This window comes from Stutzerimonas tarimensis, assembly GCF_042648805.1.
In the GTDB taxonomy this organism is placed as follows: domain Bacteria; phylum Pseudomonadota; class Gammaproteobacteria; order Pseudomonadales; family Pseudomonadaceae; genus Azomonas; species Azomonas tarimensis.
Window position 1 is genome coordinate 1 of sequence record NZ_JBHRXZ010000024.1, and the last position, 20,176, is coordinate 20,176.

14 protein-coding genes, 1 tRNA gene and 1 pseudogene are annotated in these 20,176 nt (G+C 58.7%); 4 read left to right on the top strand and 12 right to left on the bottom strand.

All coding sequences use genetic code 11. The features are described from left to right. Positions 1-330 precede the first annotated feature (330 nt). Positions 331-407: transfer RNA gene (locus ACFOMF_RS13790), tRNA-Val, on the bottom strand. 169 nt (positions 408-576) lie between these two features. On the opposite strand from ACFOMF_RS13790, the gene ACFOMF_RS13795 reads away from it, so the two are divergent. Then, positions 577-1,860: an NAD(P)/FAD-dependent oxidoreductase gene (locus tag ACFOMF_RS13795; protein ID WP_386365871.1), complete on the top strand. Its 1,284-nt coding sequence runs from the start codon at positions 577-579 to the stop codon at positions 1,858-1,860. A 140-nt stretch (positions 1,861-2,000) separates the two neighbouring features. Here the strand turns inward: ACFOMF_RS13795 and ACFOMF_RS13800 are convergent, their stop codons facing one another. Continuing rightward, positions 2,001-2,999, bottom strand: coding sequence for a PA2778 family cysteine peptidase (locus tag ACFOMF_RS13800; RefSeq protein WP_386365873.1), 999 nt, complete (start codon positions 2,997-2,999; stop codon positions 2,001-2,003). Next, positions 2,954-3,355 carry a PA2779 family protein gene (locus tag ACFOMF_RS13805; RefSeq protein ID WP_386365875.1) on the bottom strand — a complete coding sequence of 134 codons (402 nt, stop codon included), beginning with the start codon at positions 3,353-3,355 and terminating at the stop codon, positions 2,954-2,956. Before ACFOMF_RS13805 ends, ACFOMF_RS13800 begins: the two co-directional genes overlap by 46 nt. Before the next feature lie 204 nt (positions 3,356-3,559). Between ACFOMF_RS13805 and ACFOMF_RS13810 the strand changes: the two genes are divergently transcribed. Further along, positions 3,560-5,686, top strand: coding sequence for a TonB-dependent siderophore receptor (locus tag ACFOMF_RS13810; RefSeq protein ID WP_386365877.1), 2,127 nt, complete (start codon positions 3,560-3,562; stop codon positions 5,684-5,686). Between the two features lie 339 nt (positions 5,687-6,025). On the opposite strand, the gene ACFOMF_RS13815 is transcribed toward ACFOMF_RS13810, so the two are convergent. From ACFOMF_RS13815 to ACFOMF_RS13835, 5 genes are all read right to left on the bottom strand, one after another. Continuing rightward, entirely contained in the window at positions 6,026-6,808 is a 783-nt protein-coding gene (locus tag ACFOMF_RS13815) for a (S)-acetoin forming diacetyl reductase (protein ID WP_386365879.1), read from the bottom strand. A 223-nt stretch (positions 6,809-7,031) separates the two neighbouring features. Further along, the gene (locus ACFOMF_RS13820) at positions 7,032-8,363 is read right to left on the bottom strand and encodes a carbohydrate porin (RefSeq protein WP_386365880.1); all 1,332 of its coding nucleotides are present in this window, start codon (positions 8,361-8,363) and stop codon (positions 7,032-7,034) included. A gap of 131 nt (positions 8,364-8,494) precedes the next feature. Further along, entirely contained in the window at positions 8,495-9,943 is a 1,449-nt protein-coding gene (gabD, locus tag ACFOMF_RS13825; protein ID WP_386365882.1) for an NADP-dependent succinate-semialdehyde dehydrogenase, read from the bottom strand. Between the two features lie 103 nt (positions 9,944-10,046). Then, positions 10,047-11,717, bottom strand: coding sequence for a flavin-containing monooxygenase (locus ACFOMF_RS13830; RefSeq protein WP_386365883.1), 1,671 nt, complete (start codon positions 11,715-11,717; stop codon positions 10,047-10,049). A 156-nt stretch (positions 11,718-11,873) separates the two neighbouring features. Next, positions 11,874-12,674, bottom strand: a complete 801-nt coding sequence (locus ACFOMF_RS13835) for an SDR family NAD(P)-dependent oxidoreductase (RefSeq protein ID WP_386365885.1) — start codon at positions 12,672-12,674, stop codon at positions 11,874-11,876. 311 nt (positions 12,675-12,985) lie between these two features. On the opposite strand from ACFOMF_RS13835, the gene ACFOMF_RS13840 reads away from it, so the two are divergent. Next, positions 12,986-14,851: a sigma-54-dependent Fis family transcriptional regulator gene (locus tag ACFOMF_RS13840; RefSeq protein ID WP_386365887.1), complete on the top strand. Its 1,866-nt coding sequence runs from the start codon at positions 12,986-12,988 to the stop codon at positions 14,849-14,851. Between the two features lie 52 nt (positions 14,852-14,903). Here ACFOMF_RS13840 and ACFOMF_RS13845 read toward each other — a convergent pair. The 4 genes and pseudogenes from ACFOMF_RS13845 to ACFOMF_RS13860 all read right to left on the bottom strand — a co-directional run. Further along, positions 14,904-15,380, bottom strand: a pseudogene (locus tag ACFOMF_RS13845) (electron transfer flavoprotein subunit alpha/FixB family protein); the annotation flags it as partial. 63 nt (positions 15,381-15,443) lie between these two features. Then, positions 15,444-16,682, bottom strand: coding sequence for a CaiB/BaiF CoA transferase family protein (locus tag ACFOMF_RS13850; RefSeq protein WP_386365889.1), 1,239 nt, complete (start codon positions 16,680-16,682; stop codon positions 15,444-15,446). A gap of 35 nt (positions 16,683-16,717) precedes the next feature. Next, on the bottom strand, positions 16,718-18,259 hold the full coding sequence (locus tag ACFOMF_RS13855) for a 3-hydroxyacyl-CoA dehydrogenase (protein WP_386365892.1): 1,542 nt from the start codon (positions 18,257-18,259) through the stop codon (positions 16,718-16,720). 3 nt (positions 18,260-18,262) lie between these two features. Next, positions 18,263-19,048 (bottom strand): enoyl-CoA hydratase, encoded by a 786-nt coding sequence (locus tag ACFOMF_RS13860; RefSeq protein ID WP_386365894.1) that lies wholly within the window; start codon positions 19,046-19,048, stop codon positions 18,263-18,265. A gap of 237 nt (positions 19,049-19,285) precedes the next feature. On the opposite strand from ACFOMF_RS13860, the gene ACFOMF_RS13865 reads away from it, so the two are divergent. Beyond that, the gene (locus tag ACFOMF_RS13865) at positions 19,286-20,152 is read left to right on the top strand and encodes an IclR family transcriptional regulator (RefSeq protein ID WP_386365896.1); all 867 of its coding nucleotides are present in this window, start codon (positions 19,286-19,288) and stop codon (positions 20,150-20,152) included. The last annotated feature ends 24 nt before the right edge of the window (positions 20,153-20,176 follow it).

The following is a 20,176-nucleotide window of genomic DNA, read 5'->3' on the forward strand; positions in this document are numbered from 1 at the left end:
GCCCGACCCGTTCAGGACCAGACCCCCTGGCTGGCACCGCGCTTTCGCCCGAGCCTGCCAGCGGCACGCCATGACCTGGCTTTCCGCCCGCCGCACTCCACATCTAACCTCTTGATCTACAAGAGCTTTTCACTGAAGACTGCGCCGGAAGTGGTGCGCATTATAGGGGCTCGGGAACAGCCGTCAACCTATTTCGACAACCTTTCGCGGATCCACCAGCTCGACAGACGAGCGCACCGCCCCTATCAGCCCCCGCGACTAACTCAGCGCAAACAAAAAGAGCGACCCTTTCGGATCGCCCTCTAAGCCCCACGTGACGCGGGTTCGAATTGGTAGGCACAATTGGATTCGAACCAACGACCCCCACCATGTCAAGGTGGTGCTCTAACCAACTGAGCTATGTGCCTTCGATGGGGGCGCATTTTATAGAGCCCAAGAAAGGAGTCAAGACTTTTTTTGCTAACTAACTGATATTCGTGCTTTTTAAACAAATCAGGGGTAAGGCCGGGCGCTGGTGATCCTCAGCGAGCGCGAGTAGCATGAGCCCCGTCAAATATTCACAACAGGTATTGCAGAATGGTGCACACCGCCTACCCTTCGTCCTATTACGCCGCCTCTGCGAACTGCACGTCCGAGCGACCTTCACTCAGGGAAGCGTTAGAAACAGACATATGCGTGATCGGCGCCGGTTACACAGGACTGTCAGCCGCCTTGTCCCTGCTTGAAGCGGGGTTCAGGGTCGTTGTGCTGGAGGCGGCGCGTGTTGGTTTCGGCGCGTCGGGGCGCAATGGAGGGCAAATCGTCAACAGCTACAGCCGCGACATTGATGTCATCGAGCGCAGCGTCGGTTCGGCCGAGGCGAGCATGATAGGCGCGATGGCCTTCGAGGGTGCACGCATCATTCGTGAACGTGTCGCCCGCTACCACATTGATTGTGATCTTAAAAATGGCGGCGTGTTTGCCGCATTCAATGCCAGGCAGATGCGCCACCTCGAATCCCAGAAAGCCTTATGGCAACGCCATGGATACGAGGAACTGCAGATGCTGGATCAAGCTCAGATTCAGCAGGTAGTCGCAACCAACCGCTATGTGGGCGGCGTCCTGGATCGGATGGGTGGCCATATACATCCACTCAATCTTGCCTTGGGAGAAGCCGCTGGCGTCGAATCCCTTGGCGGCACAATTTTCGAGCAAAGCCCCGTCGTCAACATCGAGCGGACAAGTTCGCCTGTTGTCCGCACCCCCGAAGGCAGCGTTCGAGCAAAATTCCTCGTTGTAGCGGGCAATGCCTACCTGGGTGACCTCCTGCCGGAACTGGCGGCCAAGTCGATGCCCTGTGGCAGCCAAGTGATCGCTACCGAGCCGCTCGATGGCGATTTGGCCGCAAGCTTGCTTCCTCAGGACTATTGCGTGGAAGACTGCAACTACCTGCTGGATTACTACAGACTTTCAGCGGACAAGCGACTGATCTACGGCGGCGGGGTTGTCTACGGTGCGCGCGATCCGGATGACATTGAAGCGATCATCCGGCCGAAGATGCTCAAGACCTTTCCTCAACTGGCCAAGGCCAGGATTGACTATGCCTGGAGCGGCAACTTCCTTCTGACGTTGTCCCGGTTGCCGCAGATGGGCAGGCTAGACGACAACATCTACTATTCGCAGGGATGCAGCGGACATGGTGTGACCTACACGCATCTGGCCGGAAAGCTCCTCGCCGAGGCATTGCGCGGGCAAGCCGAGCGCTTCGACGCTTTCGCCAGCCTGCCACATTATCCATTCCCTGGGGGCCGCGCTTTCCGAGTTCCCCTGACAGCCATCGGTGCTGCCTATTACAACCTTCGGGACAGGCTGGGATTCTAGGCTCTGTACGAAAAGTGCCTGCGCTCGGTCATGTTGCGTTGAAAAGCGGCTCGGAATGCTCATTTACGACTAGTAAACTCCGCTTCCTCGCCGCTTTTCGCCTTGCCTGTCCTTCGCTCGGCTGACTTTTCGCACAGGCCCTAGTCGACAGGACACGCAGGCAGAGGCCGACAAGCAGCACCTTCGTCAGTCAAAGGTAAAGCAAGCTCAGTACGGAACCGGGAATCCTGCGGACTCAGCCGGGCAGCACATGCCCTGGCCGAAGCTGCCTCGTCCAAGCAATTGCCTTCAGCCAGCAAATGCGAAAGATTGAACCATCCGGGTGCAAAATCAGGTGTCACGCGCAGGCTGTCACGCAGCGATTGCTCGGCGGATGACCCATCTCCTCGCTGATACTGGCTGTTGGCCAGAGCAAACAAGGCTAGCCCACTGTCCCAATGCTCAACTGCGGCAGCATAGGCTTGCTCCGCAGCCATTTGCTGCCCGGTTTCCTCAAGGTCGCTAGCAGCCTCCAACCATGGTGCCAACTCGGCAGAATGCGGAATCTGCCCAGGCTGCACGGTCAGTACGGCCCATCGTTGTCCCTTGAACCAGGCTCGTTGGAATTCACGAAAACCTTCCTTGCGACGAGCCTCGGTTCCCGAACGAAGGATGACGATCTGCTCATCCAGGTCATAGCCCACAACAACCGCGAAGTGCCATTGCGGCCAGCGGTTGAACGCCAGATTCTGCAGGACGAGCACTGGATTACCAGCAGCCACCTCGGCCAACAACGTCTCCATGCGGGGCGCCAGCGAATAGACCAGCAGCCCATGCGCGCGTGCTGCCGCGACCATTTCCACCTGCAGACTGCCCTGACGCTCAGGGAGATAGACCCGATCGACGAGGCCTTCGGGGGTACTGGCCAACCCGCGGTGGTTGAGCATGGTAGCCAGTGCAGCCGGGCCGCACTGGTATTCTTCCTGAGGGAAGAAAGGTACTTCGCTGAGCTCTGCCTGGCGCGGGAGGTGCCCCTCGTCCACCGCTACAAAGGGCGTACGTGCACAACCGGCCAGCCAGATGACCGCCAGAAGCGCCAGGCAGATCCGTCGTATCAACGGTTGATGCAGTTGACGAAGTTGAAGATGTTGGTTGCGCACAGCATGTCGGTCACGATGAAAATCACCAGGAAAAGGATGATGACACCAACAACGTTGCCGCCGGCAGGAGCCTGATCGAGTTGCTGATTGAACTGCGCCAGTTCAGCTGCGGTAAGGCTATTGATGCGATCCTGCACCTGTGCCCGGTCTACACCCATGGCTTCGAGTTTGTGCTTGACCTCTTCGTCATCCAGCATCGCCATCAACTGCTGCCTGTCGACATCCTGGCGGTGCTCGGAAATCACCTCCGGTGTTCCGATCATTGCGGCCTGAGCCATCGGGATCTGAACGAACAGGCAGAGATGCAATACCGCCATTGCTGCCGCTACTCTGCGCATCCAATGAGAAATGAGCATGGTCGAACTCCTTAAGCGTTTTTGTGGGTGATCCTGCACTAGCCGAACGCAGTTAAGACGTCTTGCCGCTTTGCTTGTTCCGCGCGTGATGCGCTCGAACGAACAGCCAATGCCCACCTCGCGCCAATCGCATCATTTTGATATGTTATAACAGTCGATTGCCTGCACCCTTTCCCACTACCACCCTCCATGAGATCAAAAAGAATGTCTTCCAGATTGTCCCTCCCCGGCCTCCTTGCCAGCGGCACCTTGCTCGGTCTGGTCAGTGCAGGCGCTCAGGCTCAGGATACCGGCAGCGCGGTGCTGGAAACCATGACGATCACCACGGAACAAGAAACCGCCACCGGACCGGTAACAGGGTATCGCGCCCAGCGTTCAGCGAGCGCCACCGGAACCGACACGCCCATCAGCGAAACGCCTCAGTCATTGAGCGTGATCCCGGCTCAAGTACTGGAAGACCTCGATAGCCCACGTATCGAGCGCGCTCTTGATTTCGCAGGGGGCGTCGCCCGCCAGAACGACTTCGGCGGCCTGACACTGTACGGGTATAGCGTCCGCGGCCTGGCCACCTCGGAATTCTACAAGGATGGCTATAGCGTCAACCGCGGCTATATGAATTCCCCGGATGCCGCCAACATCGAACGGGTCGAGGTCTTGAAGGGCCCGGTCTCCAGCCTTTACGGCCGAGGCGACCCGGGCGGCACCATCAACATCGTCTCCAAGCGTCCTCAATCGCAACCCTTCACCCGTATTGACCTCAGCGCAGGGCGCTGGGACCGTTACCGCAGCACCCTCGACGTCAATACACCGCTGGATGATGAAGCGACCATGGCACTGCGACTGAATGCGGCCCTCGAAGACCATGACAGCTTCCGCGATCATCGCGCCGGTGAACGCCAACTCCTGGCTCCGTCATTCAGCTGGACGATGAGTCCCGACACCCGTCTGTTGATGCAGGCTGAAGTGGTGCGCAACCGCCAGGTATTCGACCGAGGGGTCCTCGCGCCGGGTAACAGGCTAGGTCTTGTGCAACGCTCTGCCTACTTCGGCGAACCGAGCGATGGATATGTCAGCAACAACAACGAAACCTTGCAGGCCGAACTCGAGCACGACCTGAATGACGGCTGGTCGCTGCGCCTGGCAAAGCATTACAAGCAAGGTCGTCTCAACGGCTATGCCACCGAAAGCGCAGTACTGCAGGCCGACCAGCGAACCTTGGCGCGCGACCTGCGCTACCGCGATTCCAAATGGCAGGATGCGATTACCCAGTTCGAGCTACGAGGGCAGATATACACGGGAGATATCGAGCACAACCTGCTGATCGGCGCTGAATACGAGCGTTACGCCCTGGACCAGCGTCTGTTGCGCTCAGCCGACACCCGCCTGATCGACATCTATATGCCGGTCTACGGGCGGCCCCGCCCTGCTTTTGTTACAGGCCCTGACGGCCGCAGCACCCACATCAACGAACTCGTCTATAACCGCGCCCTGAATCTGCAGAACCAGCTGCGGCTCAATGACAGACTGTCTGCCCTGATTGGCGCCCGATATGACCATTACGACCAGCGCCTGGACAACGAGGTCGCCGGCACGCGGGCCGAACAGACCCATGAAAAAATCACTCCGCGCGTTGGCGCCCTCTACCAGCTGACCCCCGAAGTGGGGCTGTTCGCCAATGCTTCGCGCTCTTTCAAGCCCAACGGCGGGGCGGGAGCCAATGGCAGTCCCTTCGATCCGGAAGAGGGCATCGGCTACGAAGCCGGGGTCAAGTTCGATCTGCTCGACAATCGCCTGGGCATTACCCTCGCCGCCTTTCACTTGAGCAAGAAAAATGTCCTCACGGCCGACCGGAACGAAACGGGATTCAGTATCGCTGCCGGCGAGGTACGCAGCCGGGGCTTCGATGCCCAGTTCAGCGGGCAGCTAACCGATGCGATCCGGGTCATCGGTGCCTATGCCTATGTCGATGCCGAAGTTCGCCGCGACAACACTCTGGAGGTGGGCGGCCGCCTGCTCAATGTTCCGCGCCATAGCGGAAGTCTGATGACCGTCTACGACTTTCAGGATGGCCATCTGCATGGGCTCGAAGTGGGCGGTGCGGTCAATTACGTGGGCAACCGCGCGGGCGAGACGGAAAACCCCGATTTCGAGCTGCCCTCCTACGCCACGGTCGATCTGCTCGCGCGCTACAAGGCAACGGACAACCTGACCCTCGGGCTCAACCTCAACAATGCGTTCGATCGAACCTATTATGAGCGCTCCTACAGCAACCTCTGGGTAATGCCTGGCGAACCCCGGAATCTGGCGTTCAGCCTGTCGCTGAACCTCTGATCCGACTTTTCCGGCGAGCTGGCATGGCAAGGATGCCGCCATATCCCACTATTGCAGTTCCAGATCAATACTCCCCCTCAATGATCCTTTACAAAGTAGATCTTATCCCAAGAGGACCTGCGTTAAACCAGCAAAATCATACCTCCATCTTATTCTTTTTTGAAAGAATGCAAAATTACGTCAGCTGCCATAGCAGCACATATCAACTCAGGCGCTGCCATGAAAGACAGGAGCCGCCTCCATCAGTCAACGCCGTCGTAGTAACCCCAAGACACATCCTCACGCTTTCCTCCAACGACTCTGGACATCAAAGAAATGACATCCAGAGTCAAGCCAGATTCAATTAAATACCATTCCACCATCGACAATCACAGCCTGGCCTGTCATGTAGTCAGAATCAGGGCCGGACAAGAATGAAACGCAGGCGGCAACATCCTCAGGCTGAGAAAGTCTCTTTAACGTAATGTTCTGGGCAAATTGCTCCATGCCCCACTCAAAGCTTTGATTAGCATTGTCCGCCACATCTTGGGCAACCTTGCGCATCATTGGCGTGTTGACAATGCCGGGGCAATAGGCATTTACGGTAACACCCAGGTGGGCCAACTCCCTGGCAGCTGTTTGCGTGATGCCTCGCACCGCAAATTTAGTCCCGCCATACACAGCCAAATCGGGATTCCCCACATGGCCTGCCTGCGAGGAGGCGCTGATAATTTTTCCGCCGTGCCCCAGCGCCTTGAACGCTTTTACCGCGGCTTGTATACCCCACAAAACACCACCGACATTGATATCAAAGGTCTTCTTGTAGATTTCCGGCGTGATAGTTTCGATTGGCGCTATAGGCGCAATACCCGCATTATTAATCACGACATGCAGATCGCCCAGAGCATCCACGGTTTCCTGCACAGCTCTGAACACATCTTCGCGATCGGCCACATCGACCTTGATCGCCAATGCCTTCCCACCATCCCTTTTGATTTTTTCAGCAACTTGACTCGCCGTGTCGATATTCATATCGGCACATGCCACCGCAAAACCATCTGAAGCCAATCGCAGCGCAATGGCTTCTCCAATCCCCTGGCCTGCTCCAGTCACAAAAGCAACCTTGCCCTGATTTTTACTCATTTCACTATCCTTTCCCAAATGGTGACGGTTGAGTCATACAGTCGAACCCACCGCTCCGACCTTGAAGCTCCAAAGTTACGCCACGCGTATCAAGGTCGACTGCGAGCAGACGAAGCACCGAGCGAGACTACATTCAGATTATGGAGTCAATTTTCAATGGCGCAACCAGCGCATCTTCGAAACGTTGTAACAACGTCTGAACTAATACGCAGGTGCCACCGCATCAGAATCTCGCCACTAATTTAAGACCTGCGACCAGCGCGCTGTCTACTTCACGGACCCCACCGGGGTTCCGCACATACTGCAGGTTCGGACGAACGGTCAACCAGTTTGTGACATGTACGCCGTAATTGATTTCGACGTTATACTCGCTGCGCTGCACAGGTACATAAAGCGGGTTGTCGTAATCGTCGATGCCATTAGTTGCGTTGATTTGACGCTGTCGCCTGGTCACGTCGTCATTGATATGAATGCGAGCAATCCCGAAGCCGATATCGTCCTTGGGTCTGCCGTCAAACAGGCCGTTATAGACCATGCCGACATTTTGAAAACTGTCGATAGTACTTGTCGCCTGGTCGTGAAAGGTAAAGTTCGCAAAAACGCTCAGGCCGCGGGAGGGGTCGCCATTGCGAGCCGTGATTTGTTGCCGAGCCATTACCCACCCACCGCTTTTACTGCTACGGGATCGGAAATCCAGGCCGGTCAGGCCTTGTGGGCGACCTTCGACGTCTCTGTAGACATCGTCGGCACTCGCCGTGCTGTGGTAATAGCCCAAGCGGTATTCGCCAGGTAATGCCTGGACACCTAGCGCCGGTCTCCAGATAAGCTCCACGGGAATCAGCGCGCCCCTGGCGCCACTGGTACTTAGCTTGAAGCCATTGCCGGTTTCCAGATTGGAAGGGTTCTGCTCGAATACCCCAATCTGTGCGGCCCATTGCTCGTCAATATTGTATTTGACGCGCAGGGCCCACTGGCTGACGGGGCCGCTGTACCAGACGTCTCCCGCCACGTTACCTATGGGTGCGGCGCAGAATGCCAGGCTCTGAAAGTCGCATGGAAAGCTGTTGAAATCTTCGTTGACGCCCATGCGCCCGACCTTCAGATCCAGCGATTGATCGAAGAACTGCTGGCGGTACCACAGTTGTGTCAAACGCCAGGTTTGCCCACGTCCCCAGACTTCCTGGACGGAGCTGAGGTGTCCTGTCCGTGGATCGGCGATACCGGCGTTTGACAGATTGTTACCGCTACGTTCGGTCACCAGGAGGCGAAACTCTGCGGCGTTCCAGCCCAGGATCTTCTGCAGATCCAGATGAGTGCCCAAGGCCCATTGCGAGGTGTATCGGGCCGTGCGGTTGTCATTGTAACCCCCATGCACGTTAGTAGCCCCTTCACCCACGTAGCCCAGGATGAAATCCACTCCTTTTTCCTGCAGTTCGCTACGCGCTCCCCCCCAATCGCCGAGGCCCCATTGAGACGAATCGGTTGTAGCAAAAACGGGCAGGTTGACGAACACAAAGATGCCTAGTCCGACGGGCAATCGCCAAAGGTTGGTCATGTCGATATTCCTTGTTGTTATGTTGTACGACACAGGGTCATGCAGACCACAAGGCGGTGCCTTGGCGGTGTTGGGTCAAGGGATAAGAAAAGATCAAGCGTGGCTTGACCTCGAACACGCAATCGAGCCGGCTAGATACTCCCCAAGCACATGTATTTGATCTCGAGATAATCCTCGATCCCGTACCTGGAGCCCTCCCGGCCAACGCCAGAAGCCTTGATACCGCCGAAAGGCGCAGCTTCAGAGCTGATGATGCCGGTATTGACGCCAACGATGCCGTATTCCAGCGCTTCGCCTACCCGGAACACCCGGCCCAGATCGGTCGCATAAAAATACGCAGCCAATCCGAACTCGGTATCGTTGGCCTTGCGGATGACTTCATCGTCGTCGTGGAAACGAAACACGGGCGCTAATGGGCCGAACGTCTCTTCTTTCGCAACACAAGCGGTGTCAGGCACATCGACCAGGATCGTGGGCTGAAAGAAGTTGCCTCCGAGCTGATGCGCTGCGCCACCCTTGAGTACCCTGGCGCCTTTTTCGACTGCGTCGTCGATATGGGCGCGGACCTTGGCTACCGCCTTTTCATCGATCAGCGGGCCGATGGTAGTGCCAGCCGTGAAACCATCGCCGGTTTTCAGCGCAGCGACGGCGACGGCGAGCTTGTCGATGAATGCGTCGTAGACCTTGTCGTGAACATATAGGCGGTTGGCACATACGCAGGTCTGCCCGGCGTTACGGAATTTCGAGGCAAGCGCGCCCTCGACGGCAGCGTCCAGGTCCGCATCCTCGAACACGATGAACGGGGCATTGCCGCCAAGTTCGAGGGAAATCTTTTTGATGTCGTGGGCGCACTTTTCCATGATCGTGCGGCCGATTTCCGTGGAGCCTGTGAACGAGATCTTTCGAACCACCGCGTTGCTGGTCAGCTCCTCGGCAATCTCCGCGGCCGAGCCTGTCACTACCGACAAGACACCTTTCGGGATGCCGGCTTGCTCGGCCAGAGCGGCCAAGGCCAACGCTGAAAACGGCGTTTGCGAAGCCGGTTTGATGACCATGGTGCAGCCCGCAGCCAATGCTGGGCCGGCCTTTCGGGTAATCATCGCGCTTGGGAAATTCCACGGCGTGATGGCGGCGCAAACGCCTACGGGTTGTTTGAGGACCAGCAAGCGTTTGTCTGCCGATCCGGGAATCACGTCCCCGTAGATGCGCTTGCCCTCCTCCGCATACCACTCGACATAGGATGCGGCAAACACGATTTCGCCACGAGCTTCGGCCAGGGGCTTTCCCTGTTCCAGGGTCATGATCCGGGCCAGGTCGTCCTGGTTTTCGATGATCAGCTCGTACCATCGGCGTAACTTGATGGCCCGATCCTTTGCCGAGAGCGCACGCCAGGCAGGCTGGGCACGGTCGGCGGCCTCAATGGCGCGGCGGGTTTCCGCTCTACCCATGCGCGGAACATGGCCAATCGCGGCATCGGTCGAAGGGTTGACGACAGTGATGGTTTCAGCACTGTCGGCATCGGTCCATTTACCGTCGATATAAGCATGTTGACGAAACAATTCAGGCTTATTCAGGTTCACTGCATATTCTCCATCGGATACGCGGCGCCTTATGGCTACCGTGCGAACACACCCGTCCTGGCTGGCGAGGACAAAGTGCGGCTTTCTTCGCGGTGATGTTCAGTTAATGCAGGGCTTTTTGTGCGTAATTACCGGACGGGCTCAGGCCCTTGAACTTGAAGCCTCGATAGTCTTCGTTCTGGACCGATGCAAGAATTTCTCTGAACGGACCCAAACCGCCCATGTAGAAGTAGACGGTGTTGGTCTTACCGGGAATGTTGGCGCCGAATATCCAGGATTCCGCTCTGGCAAACAGCGTCTGATCGGCGATCTCGCGGCAGGTCACGCCCCATTGGCGTTCGCATTCAGGATCGGGCTCCATGCAGGCCAGTTCGTTTTCTTCCATGAAACCGATCATGTCGGACACCCACTCCACCTCTGTTTCGATGGTCGGTGGCAGGTTGGTGAACGGACCGTTGGGTCCGAGGATCATGAACATGTTGGGGAAATTGGAAGTGCTCATCGAGAGATAGCTCGACGGGCCGTCACTCCAATGATCCTTGATGCTGAGGCCGTTTCGGCCGCGGATGTCGATACGCTTGTAGTTTCCGTCCACCGCGTCGAAGCCCGTTGCGAACACCAGGACATCCAGTTCGTGTTCTACACCGTCGGCAGTTCGAACCCCCGCCGCGGTTATTTCCTCGATCGGGTTTTCCTTCACGTCTACCAGGGACACATTCGGGCGGTTGAAGGTGGCGTAGTATCCGCTATCGCAGAGTGGACGCTTCGCGTAGAGATCGCGCGGCATCAGTTTGCGAGCGGTTTCGGGATCCTTGACGATTTCCTTGATCTTGTCGCGAATGAATTCCTGTGCGGCAAAGTTCGCTTGCTCGTCAACGGCGATGTCATTGAACGTTTCGAACATGAAGCGAAATCCACCGCCGCCTTCCCAGGCCCGCTGGAAGATCTCCTTGCGCTCTTCTGGCGACACGCTCATGGTCGGGATGTTGCTTTCCTTGAAGCCGAACGCCAGTCGAGACGAGCGTACCTCATTCCAGATCGCGTCATAGTTACGCTTGATCTCGTCAGCATATTCACGACTGACCGGCCCATTGCCCACCGGAACGGTGTACTGCGGGCTTCGCTGGAACACGGTGAGGTGGCCGACGATAGGCGCGATCGCGGTAATGACCTGGCAACCCGTCGAGCCCGTACCGATCACACCTACGCGCTTTCCGTCCAGTACAGCGTCGGCTGGCCAATGGGCCGTGTGGTACATCTTGCCCTTGAACTTTTCCTGGCCTTTGAACTTGGGCACATTGGTTGCCGAAAGCAGGCCAAGTGCCGTTACCAGATACTTGGCGCTGTACTGGTGGCCATCGTCTGTGGAGACGAACCAGCGGGTGATGCTTTCATCAAAGACTGCCGAAGTGATTGCCGTTTCAAGTTGGATATCCTTGCGTAGATCATGGCGATCCACGGCATGGTTCAGGTAGGAAAGGATTTGCGGTTGGTCTACATAGCGCGTGGTGATATCCCACTCCTGGCAGAGCTCACGATCCCATGAAAAGCAGTAAACGAAGGTTTCGCTATCGGACAAGGCACCTGGATAACGATTCCAGAACCAGGTGCCCCCAATGCCCGCGGCCTTGTCAAAGGCACGAACTTTCAATCCAAGTTCGTCACGCAGCTTTTTCAGCATGTAGATACCGCCGAAACCGGCACCGATGATAATCGCGTCGTAATTGATGATGTCGGTGCCAACGGAACGTTTGGCCAGAACTGTACTTGTCATTGTGTTCTCCTGATTGAGCGTTGTGCCTTGTGACCTTTCGGCAAGCGAAAGCCGGCCGGCAACTCCAGGCAAGCGGCTACCGCTTTCCCGAACTGCTTGTTCGGGAAAATTCAAACTTGATTAAGAGCATGGATCGGCGCCGATCCACTCGATCAGTTACAGTGAGAAACCACCATCTACTGCAATTGCTTGACCGGTTACATGCGGAGCACAGGCCAGGTAAACGGCCAGTTGCCCCATGTCTTCGACGGTTTGCGCCTCGCCTTGTGGCAACAGGGCCGCCTGATGCCGCGCCCAGGATTGCTCCTCGGTCTCTCCAGGCTCAGCCCAGCGAGCGGATAGCCCCTGTTCACCGCGCCACATGCCAGTACCCACCACACCTGGGCACAGGGCATTGACCGTGATGCCCTCACGGGCAACTTCCTTGGCGAAGGCGTTGGAAAAGCCGATGACTGCGAACTTCGAAGCGCTGTAATGAGAAAGGGCGGGAAAGCCGACCTTGCCGGCGATCGACGCGAGATTGATGATGCGGCCGAAGTTATGCTCGCGCATCAGCCGCAGCTCTGCCTGGCAGCAGAGAAACACGCCTCGAGCGTTGATGTTCATGATGCGGTCCCATTCGCTGACAGGCAGCTCGTCGACCTTACCCAAACTGACGACACCGGCATTGTTGACCGCCACATCCAGACGACCGAAGCGTTCGCGCACCTGCTCGATCATGGCCGAAACGCTGGCTGGCTCGCTCACATCCACTTGCAACGCCAGTGCGCGTCGACCAACTGCCCGCACGTTGGCGGCTGCTTCTTCAGCGATGCCAATATCGTAATCGGCGAGTACCAGATCCGCGCCGGCCTGGGCCAGGCTCAAGGCGATGCCTTGACCTATACCTCGGCCAGCACCTGTGACCAAGGCAACCTTGCCGACCAGGGAGAAATCGACTGCATCAGATTCGCTCATGAGATGCCTCTAATTATTGTTGTTGAGGTGCGACTGCCCGAATGTGCAGTTCACTGAGAGAGGGTTGAGCAAGCCATATGCCAACCTCTGGATATCGGTCTGAACGCATCGATCCAGAGCCGCTGCCGAGCATTGATTGGCGGGCCAGCGTCCAGCGCGTTAAGACGTTATGCGTCACGGCAAGCGAGACTCCGAGAGACGATTGAGACGTTATGTCTCACCCCCGGACACCGTCGGATTCAGCTTGTCGACGCAGGACAACGGGCATTAAATGTCCGCACAACAATCAGAACTGACCACACGGAGGTACCATGTCCTCTGGTTACTCGAAGGCTCATGTGGATCATGTGAGCCGTGTGCTGCGCACCGCTGAAAGCGCTCCTACCCTGCCGGTTCCGAGCATCATCCTCGACTCCTGGCGGCGTTCAGTGCAGCACCACCAACTTGATCCAGGCTCGTTGCAGGGCCCGAGAGTCCTCGAAGCTCATCAACTCAACGAGCACAGAGAACGTATCGACGAGTTCCTGAGGCTGGCAGGCGATGAGATTGGTCGGTTGCATCAAAGGGTGCGCGATGCGGATTATTGCGTGATGCTTACCGACACCTCTGGCTGCACCGTCGACTACTGCATCGACTCGACAATACGCGGTGAATACCGCCGCGCAGGCATCGACCTGGGCACTTGCTGGACCGAGAGCGAAGAAGGTACCAATGCGGTATGTGCGGTCCTGATCGACAAGCAGCCCGTCACGGTGCACAAGCACGATCACTTTCGGGCGGCGTTCATCGGCAACACCTGCTCTGCCGCTCCGGTATTTTCGCCGACCGGGGAAATCCTCGCGGTTCTCGACGTATCCGCCATTCGATCTCCTGACGACAGGCGCAGCCAGCATCTGGTCCGTCAGATGGTGATCCAAAGCGCGGCCGAAATCGAGAACGCCTACTTCATGTACACCGCCCAGAACCTCTCGGTGTTGCGCGCCCATGCCCTGCCCGGCTATGTCGATAGCCAGCCGCAGTATCTGTTTGCATGGGACGGCGATGGCGTTATCCAGGCACTCAACCCAGCCGCTCGCCGGTTACTATTGCAGCGTCACGGTCGTATCCCTTGCACCATCCATGACGCTTTCGCTTCGGAGCGACTTCCGACAACGGATGACACAGTCCATTACCTGCCCAGCCTGAATCTGCACGTACGCCTCAAAGTCCCGCAGCGCCCGATCCAGATAGCCATGGTCAACCAGGTGATCGAAGCGCTCGATCCTGCCGTTGCGCATGCGCTGGAGCGGGCCGTGCGCATCAAGGACCGTGGGCTTCCGGTGCTGATCCATGGCGAAACCGGAGCGGGCAAGGAGCACTTCGCCTTGCAACTGCATGCCGCCAGCAAGCGCAAGGACAAGCCCTTCGTGGCCGTAAATTGCGCGGCGATTCCCGAGTCGCTGATCGAGAGCGAACTGTTCGGCTATGCCGCCGGCGCGTTCACCGGCGCGTCCACCAAGGGCATGCGTGGGCTGTTGCAACAGGCAGATGGCGGCACACTCTTCCTTGACGAAATTGGCGACATGCCGCTGACGTTGCAGACCCGTTTGTTGCGGGCGCTGAGCGAAGGTGAGGTGTCGCCGTTAGGTGCGTCGCGCCCCCAAACGATAGACATCCAGGTAGTGTGTGCCAGCCACCGCGATCTCGCGACACTGGTCGAGCAAGGCACCTTCCGCGAAGACTTGTACTTCCGCTTGAGCGGAGCGCGCTTTGATATTCCGCCGCTGCGCGAGCGCAAAGATAAACTCGCTCTGATCAACAAGCTCCTCGACGAAGAATGCGAGCGCTCGGGCGAGCGTATCGGCTTGAGTGAAGCGGCTCTGGAAATGCTGTTGAACTACAACTGGCCAGGGAACATGCGGCAACTGCACCACGCCTTGCGGTATGCCTGTGCGGTCTGTACAGACCAGGTGATCGGAGTCGAGGATCTGCCTGCAGAGCTAAGCGCCAGTGCCCCGGCAGATCGCCAGCAAAGGGTATCGGGCAGCCTTGAGCGTCAGACGCTGATCGACAGCCTGGTACGCAATCGCTGGAAGCCGGTTCTCGCTGCCCGGGAGATGGGGATCTCACGTGCAACGCTGTATCGCCGGGTGAATCAGCACGGCATCAAGATGCCGGGCAAGGGTTCCAATCACTGAGGCTTCTACGACGGACAGCAGGCCCGGCGCAGTGATCTGCCGCCGGACCTCCAGCGCCGAGCTTGTCGGCGAGTGCGTACAGGTGTTTGAAGTTGTCGCCATTCTGCAGACCGCGACCTCCGGAGACGACGATCTTCGACCCAGTCAAGTCGGGGCGCTCGGACCTGGCCAGCTCTTCGCCCACGAAAACCGACTTTTCAGCGTCGCCCGGGCCGCTCGCAGCTTCAACGGCAGCGGAACCACCTTCGGCAGCAACCGGGTCGAAACCGGTGGACCGCACGGTGATCACCTTGACGACAGCCGAAGACTGCACCGTTGCGATGGCGTTGCCGGCATAGATCGGACGCTTGAAGGCGTCAGCGCTTTCTACGGAAACGATCTCCGAAATCTGATCGACATCCAGCGCAGCAGCCACGCGCGGCATGATGTTCTTGCCGTTCGAGGTAGCACTGGCCAGGATATGGCTGTAGCTCGTGCCCGGCTGTAGAACAAGGTGCACGATCAGCGGGGCGATATTTTCTGCCAGTTGATTGGTAAAAACTCCGTGGGGAAACTTGCCACGGCCAGTTGGCTGGCTGACCGGTGGCTGGGTTCAGCACTCGCGAAGCTGCTCGATGACACCTTGCGCCTTCAGTTGATCCAATCGCTCATCGTCGAGGCCCAACTGGCGCTTAAGTACCTCATCGGTATGCTCACCCAGCATTGGCGCAGGACGCAGATACACGACCGGGGTGCGGGACAGCTTGATCGGGCTGCCGACAGTGATGAAATCAGGTTGCAAAGGGTGGGGAATGTTGACCAGCATGTTGCGCGCCAGCACCTGCGGCTCGTCCAGGGCCTGAGCGATGTCGTTGATGGCTCCGACGGGAACGCCTTGAGCGTGAATACGCTCGACCCACTCGTCAGCCGCTCTATCGAGAAAGTGCCGCGACAGGATCGCGACGATCTCTTCACGATTGCGGACCCGATCGGCGTTGCGTGCAAAACGGGAATCCTTTGGCAGATCCGGCAGGCCGATGGCATCACAGAGCGCGACAAACTGTGAGTCGTTGCCGCAGGCAATGATGAAGTCCTGATCGCTGGCGCGAAAAACCTGGTACGGCACGATGTTGGCGTGGGCATTGCCATAACGCCCGGGCGGCTTGCCCGAGGCCAGGTAGTTCTGACTCTGGTTGCACAGCGTGGCGACCTGGACATCGAGCAGGGCCATGTCGATGTGCTGACCAAGACCGGTCTTCTCTCGGCTAAGCAGCGCGGCCTGGATAGCGACCGTGGCGTAGAGGCCGGTCGTCAGATCCGCGAACGCAACGCCGAGCTTCTGCGGGCCACCCCCAGGAAGGTCATCGCGCTCACCGGTGATACTCATCAGCCCACCCATACCCTGGATGATGAAGTCATACCCCGGCTCTGCGGCGCGTGGCCCGGTTTGACCGAAGCCGGTCACCGAGCAATACACCAGGCGTGGATTGAGAGCGGACAGACTTGCATAGTCCAACCCGTACTTGGCCAACGAACCGGTCTTGTAGTTCTCGATCAGAACATCGCAACTGGCAGCCAGCGCTCGCACCAGTTCCTGGCCTTCGGGGCTGGCAAGGTTCACCGCCACCGAAAGCTTGCCGCGATTGGTGGACTGATAATAGGAGGGCTCGCCGGTCACCTCACCGTTCTGGCCCTTCATCCAGGGCGGGCCCCAGCCACGGGTATCATCGCCTACCCCAGGCCGTTCGATCTTGATCACCTCAGCGCCCAGATCGGCCAGTGTCTGGCCGCACCAGGGGCCAGCCAGAACGCGGCTCAAGTCAAGCACGCGGTATCCGGTCAGTGCGCCCATTTCATTTCACCTTTGCTTGCATGCATCCAGACACCCTAGCGTTGGGGTTCGGTTACGAGTGGTTCGCTGTGGCGCAACGAGAGCCCCAGGGCCGCCCGACGACGCAACCAGGGACCCGGCCGGTAACGCGGGTCACCCGTCAGCTCGCTGATGCGTTCAAGAATGGTCAGCAAGCGTTTCGGGCCGACGCTGTCGCCCCAGGCCAAAGGGCCTTGCGGGTAACCAAGGCCCCGCCGAACCCCTTCATCCAGGTCGTCCACACTGGCGATACGCTGCTGGACGATGTCACCGGCGAGGTTGACGATCATGGCCAGTACGCGTTGGGCGACGAAGCCCACGCTGTCATTGATGACGCTGACGCCCACGCCATCACGGGCCAGCAGGGCATGGGCAGCATCGCGCATATCCGCCCGGGTGGCGGGGGTGAGCATCAGCGTGCGATACCGAGCGGTATCGAGCAGCGGATCGATGCAGACGGTGCGCGCCGGATCCGTGCCGAACAGACCGGCTGCGCTGGTGGCATCCAGGCCATAGGGTGCCAGCAGGCAGAGTGCGTCGCTGCTCGGCTCGGCGCCATTCTCGATCCGCCCGCCCACCTGCTGAAGGAGTTCGGTGAAGCGCTCACGGTCCTCCTGGCTTTCGGTGCCCAGCCAGACGGGCGGGAAGACTTCCATGGCAGGTACGGCTTGCGCAGCGGGCGGATCGATCATTCTGCCGTCGGCATAGCGGTAAAACCCACGGCCGACCTTGCGCCCGACATGGCCGGCGTCGAGCATCTGGCGGGTCAGTGCCGCAGGCCGGTAGCGGGGTTCATGGAAGAACTGGTTGTAGATCGACTCGATGACAGGATGGGAAACATCCAGCGCCGTCAGGTCGAACAGCTCCAGGGGGCCCATGCGAAAGCCCAGGCCTTCACGCAGGATGCGATCCACCTCGGCAGGTTCGGCCACACCTTCCTTGAGAATCTGCAGGGCCTCGGTGCCGTAGGCACGCCCGGCGTGATTGATGATGAACCCGGGGGTGTCCTTGGCGCGGATGCCCCGGTGGCCCATACGGGAAGCCAGGGCCTGGAGGCTGTCGCCTACCTGCGGATCAGTCGCCAGACCGTCGACGACCTCCACCACTTTCATCAGCGGTACGGGGTTGAAGAAATGAAAGCCGGCCACGCGCTCGGGCATCCGGCAACCGCGAGCGATGCTCGTTACCGAGAGCGAAGACGTATTGCTCGCCAGAATGCAGTCATCGGCAACCACGGCTTCCAGCTCAGCCAGCAGGGCCTGCTTGGCATCGAGCCGTTCGATGATGGCCTCTACCACCAGATCCGCATCCTTCAGCTCGCCAATGGAAGCTGCCACCTCCAGGCGGGACAGTGTGGCCAGGGCATCGCCAGAGGCGATCTTGCCCTTGTCGACCAGCTTGCCCAGGGTCCCCTCGAGGGTGTCGCGTGCGGCCTGGGCAGCGCCTTCACGGTTGTCGAAAAGCGTGACGCGAAGGCCCGCCTGAGCGGCGATCTGGGCAATGCCGGTGCCCATTATCCCGGCGCCGACGACCGCCATATGGTTGATGGTGCGTGTCATGGTTCACTCTCCCGAGAAGATCGCTTTTCGTTTTTCCAGAAAGGCGCGAGCGCCCTCTTTCTGGTCCCTGGAATCGAAAAGCAACTGGAACGCCTTGCGCTCGAGCACCAGGGCGCTTTCCAGCGGCAAATCAGCCCCCGCCAGCATCACTTCCTTGATCTGGGCAACGGCCAGGGGCGGAAGGGAAGCTATCTCGGAGGCGATCTCGAGGGCGCGCGCCAGGGTGACTTCGTCATCGACCACCTCGCTGACCATGCCCAATGCCAGCGCTTGCGGTGCCGGAACCAGGCATCCGGTCAAGGCAATACGCATTGCCTGAAACTTGCCGACCGCTCGGATCAGTCGCTGGGTACCGCCCGCCCCCGGCATCAGGCCGAGCTTGACCTCCGGCTGCCCGAAGCGGGCCGACTCCCCGGCAACGATGATGTCGCAGTGCATGGCGAGCTCGCAGCCGCCGCCCAGCGCAAAACCATTCACCGCCGCGATGACCGGCTTCGGGCAACGAGCAATGGCTTCCCATAGCAGCTCGGTATGGCGCAGGTACATCTCGATCGGCCGCGCCTCGGCGAACTCGCGGATGTCTGCCCCGGCGACGAAGCACTTGTCACCGCCGGTCAGCACGATGGCCCGCACCTGCTGGTCGCGGGCCAGTGCTCGAAAATGCTCGGCGAGCTGCTCGCGCACGGCACTGTTAAGGGCGTTCTTCGCTTCCGGCCGGTTGATGCGTACGACAGCGACCCCATCCTCGCGCACCTCCAGGCTCACTACAGACTCCGATTCGTGGTTCATGCCTACCCTCTTCTATGTTTCGCTATACGAAACTATGTTCCATATCTGCAGATCATCATAGGTAAGACTCCGAAACCATGTAAACGGGTAATCCGAAGTTTTTTGATAAATTTTGCTGAATCAAATAGTTATGTATCTGAATAAGCACTACTTCATTTTCAAAGGAAGCTCGAATATAATTTCACTATGCGAAACTGAATTTTGTTTTATTGCAATCAGCAAAAGCGAGGCTTTACCATGGCACGCAACAAAGCGGATCAGCCGATCCCTGGGAGCGACAACGGAGCGAATGAAATCGACCTACTGAAGATGGGCATGCTCGATCCAGCCAGCGCCTTGAGCCAGGACGAAAACAGCGGCCAGTTCGTGACTGCGCTGGCACGCGGACTGGAACTGATGAGGTGTTTCACACCGCGCGACAACGTGCTCGGCAACCAGGACCTGGCCAGGCTCACCGGCCTGCCCAAGCCGACGGTGACGCGGCTGACCAACACCCTGATGCGCCTTGGCTGCCTCAAGCGTGAAGTGCATTCGGGCAAGTATCAGCTGGACGTAGGTGTGCTGGGGTTCGGCTACGCAATGCTCACCAACCTGTCGATTCGCTCGGTAGCGCACCCTTTGATGGAAGAGCTGGCCAATCACGCTCAGGCCGCGGTAGCGATGGCGGCTCGGGATCGCTTGCAGATGGTTTACCTGGACGTCGTCCAGGGACAAGGCAATACGACAATGCGAAGGCAGATCGGCAGTTACCTGCCCTTGGCGCAAAGCTCGGCCGGCCGAGCCTGCCTGGCGGCGATGCCTGAGAGCGAGCGCGAGTTTCTGCTCGACCACATCCGCCAGCGGAAGGCAGACCAGTGGCCTGCCATCCGCAAAGGTCTCGATCGCGCCTTCCGGGATTTCACCGACTACGGCTTCTGCCTGTCGGTCGGGGAATGGCACCGGGACGTCAACTCCGTTGCCGTGCCGTTGTTACACCCGCAGTTCGGGCTGCTCACGTTCAATTGCGGTGGGCCGAGCTTCCAGCTGCCCAGGGACAAGCTCACTGAGGATATCGGGCCTCGCCTGATCAACATGGTTAACAACATCGGCACTGCCGCTCGGTAACCCTGAGGGTGGCGGTGCTCTACG